At 42.9% G+C, this 2,632-nt stretch carries 2 protein-coding genes and 1 pseudogene; all 3 read right to left on the bottom strand.

The features are described from left to right. Positions 1-360 precede the first annotated feature (360 nt). Positions 361-915: a hypothetical protein gene (locus F8S12_RS20145; RefSeq protein WP_196514344.1), complete on the bottom strand. Its 555-nt coding sequence runs from the start codon at positions 913-915 to the stop codon at positions 361-363. Positions 916-1,052: 137 nt separating this feature from the next. Further along, on the bottom strand, positions 1,053-1,946 hold the full coding sequence (locus tag F8S12_RS20140; protein WP_196517864.1) for a hypothetical protein: 894 nt from the start codon (positions 1,944-1,946) through the stop codon (positions 1,053-1,055). A gap of 158 nt (positions 1,947-2,104) precedes the next feature. Then, a pseudogene (locus tag F8S12_RS20135) lies at positions 2,105-2,632 on the bottom strand (hypothetical protein); the annotation flags it as partial.

The raw sequence follows: 2,632 nt of genomic DNA, 5'->3' as shown, positions 1-2,632 counted from the left end.
TCTGTAGCCTCGTGGAAGAGTAATTGTTGGTTGCATTTTCGTTACTTTTACTTTGATTAATTGGTTAAATCAGCAAAATTTTCACAGATAAAGATGCTGATTGTTGCTAACTTTTTTCAAACCACCCATTACGTTGAAGCTCGCATTCAGTCATCCATTTTTCATTGACCAAAGACACCCAGACGCAAGACTCATCTCGTTGTGTCTGTATAACTTCACCAGTTTTTTGGTTTTGCAGTACGATTTTTTTATTCATGATGATGAGATGATGAAAAGTCTGGTTTTTTTTTCACAGCACAGTTAGCTGTAGATAAGACTTGAGCAATTTCTCGCAGTTACCCAAGCCCTATTTACAGCTAATTAAAACACCATTTCTGACGCCGCCTTGACACAAGCTTTAGCCTGTTTACTGACCTCTCGCCAATTGGTCTGCTCGTTATAACTAGCAATCACCAATTCAGACCCTACCCACACCCGACAGAACAACACACTCTCGTCTGTTCCTGCCTGTGGTTGAATTGTCAGGGGAGAATAAAGTTGCTGTGGTGTCAATAAAGAAACTGCGGTTAACAAACCTTTGGAAAAGTGTGTATCATGTCCTGACTCCAAGATATAGAGTCTGTCAGCCTGGATTGTAGCAAGCAGTTTGTGAACTTCTTTACCCCGCCGCTCACACTTTTCAAAGCGTAACTCTTTGAGATATCCAGTTAAGGCACTTTGAGCAACAGCACTTGGTTCACCGTTCGCCATAATGTACCACAGCGAACCATTGTGGCGATTGCAGTAGATTTTGCAACTGCCAGCTTCATTGTGTAGTCCCAATTTCGGTTGATTGATTGAGGCAATCAACTGCTTGAGCAATTCTTCTTGCCTCATCAAAGAGGCAACTAAGTCTGATGTTTCTTGAGGGTTCATTTGTTTGTACCAAAAGTATTTTCATACAGCTTTGGCGTAGCCTTTGATTTCTAATGATGAAGGCTAAAATCAGCAATAAAATAGCGCTTTTGCTGATACAAAAGCGCTTAATACTTTTCGCTATTTTTACTATTGAGTTATCCGTGTGAAACAAATCTTGCTAACAACTCTTCACGCGATAAACTAGACAATTCCAGTAAAATTCTCGCAAAGTCATCTGGTGTTAACTGCAACAAACTCTCGACTACTCTTGAAAGTTCTTCATCCACAGAACCAAATCGGAATCTCAACAAGTTTTCTACAACTTGGCGTTGCCCTTCTTGTACCGCTTGCGCTCTTGCTTCTTGATAAGCTTCTGTTAAATTCATAATTAACTCCTGGTCATCTTCAGTTAAATCTGTTTGTGTCATTACACTGATACGCCACCTGTAAACCATTTCAAGAACATTACGGCGGACAAGATTTTCGCTTGGAAGGGCAACCAGTTCACTTACTGCTTGAATTTGTACCTTTCCCCGACCCAACAGCCTAAACCACAGCGTGTCTGGAGTTCGCGGTAGCTTGTTAATCGCTACTATTGCTGCTCTTACTCCTTCAGGCAGAAAGTACACCCCGCTCATCCAATTGTCTAAGTCTAGTTTAGCTCCAAAAGCCTTGAGCAGAGCTTTGGAAGCACTTGGAGAAATAATCCACAGTTGTGCTAGCTCGTTCTCTGCTATTGTTGTGTCTTCCCTGTTGGCTTTACGTTGCGCGTCTGCAATCACAGTAAATAATTTTTGTAGACAGTTACGTACTTCTGTTTTACTTGGTTGATTGCGAAACGGTTCTAGTAAAGTGGTATTTAATACGGCAATTCTACCCAATAATCCTAAAGTTTCTGCATTAGTAGTGGATGTTGGTGTTGGAAAAAATAACACATCAACAAATCTAGTTTCGTCCGTTACTTCCCTATTCGTTCTTACTTCCCCAAAAGGAGCTAGTAATTCTTCTAGAAACTGTTTGGCAAATTTATCGTGTGGTTGTTGGGTCATTTTTGAGCGCGACAGTTTACTATATTTGATTGTTTCAGATTCGGTGGTGGGCTATTGACCTAACTTTTCCATCAATACTCGCTTGACGCCAATGGCACTTTATCTACTCCTCGAAACAGCAGGCGCGACCGTTGATTCAGCCACGCCTACTAATTTTCTTACGCTGCTACCAACTCCCGACGAACTTGCGGCAGTTCAATCGGAGCAGTTACCCTGGACAGTCCTTCTACAGCCTCTTTTACGCTCCAATACCGTACTCCATCGCCACAGCGCCAATAGTAAGTCTTGGGGTCGTTTTCCCAGACTTCATTAGGGTTTCGGACTTTGAAGACTATTCCCAAAAACTCTCCATCTAGATATACGTTTTCAGCCGTCTGAAGGTCAGTGCGTCCCACATAAGTCAGTCGGTAGCCGTCCACTGGCGTACACAAGTCTTCTGCACGAGTACCCCGATACCCACAATTACCGCACCCATGACCGTCGCAGTCAGGGCAGATAACGCCAGGGGAACAATTGAACTTGGGCAGGGTAAAGTCCCAATCAGACAACGGCTGTACAATAGGTTGTTCTGTGGTTGTGGTTTCTTCTGGCTGAAACTCTTCATAAGCTTCTTCTACAGGCTCGGCATAAGCATTAACTTGTGGGACAACAGCCTGGGGTTCGGGCAATGTGTTTTCTTTGTAATG

Origin of the sequence: Nostoc sp. WHI (assembly GCF_015714725.1) — a bacterium.
GTDB lineage: Bacteria > Cyanobacteriota > Cyanobacteriia > Cyanobacteriales > Nostocaceae > Nostoc.
The sequence above is the reverse complement of the archived record's forward strand: the minus strand, read 5'-3'. Positions and strand labels throughout refer to the sequence as shown.

What these genes read in the sequence shown, in the direction of transcription:
- F8S12_RS20140 (WP_196517864.1), bottom strand. Translation starts at nt 1,946, where the DNA reads ATGACCCAACAACCACACGATAAATTTGCCAAACAGTTTCTAGAAGAA.
- F8S12_RS20145 (WP_196514344.1), bottom strand. Translation starts at nt 915, where the DNA reads ATGAACCCTCAAGAAACATCAGACTTAGTTGCCTCTTTGATGAGGCAA.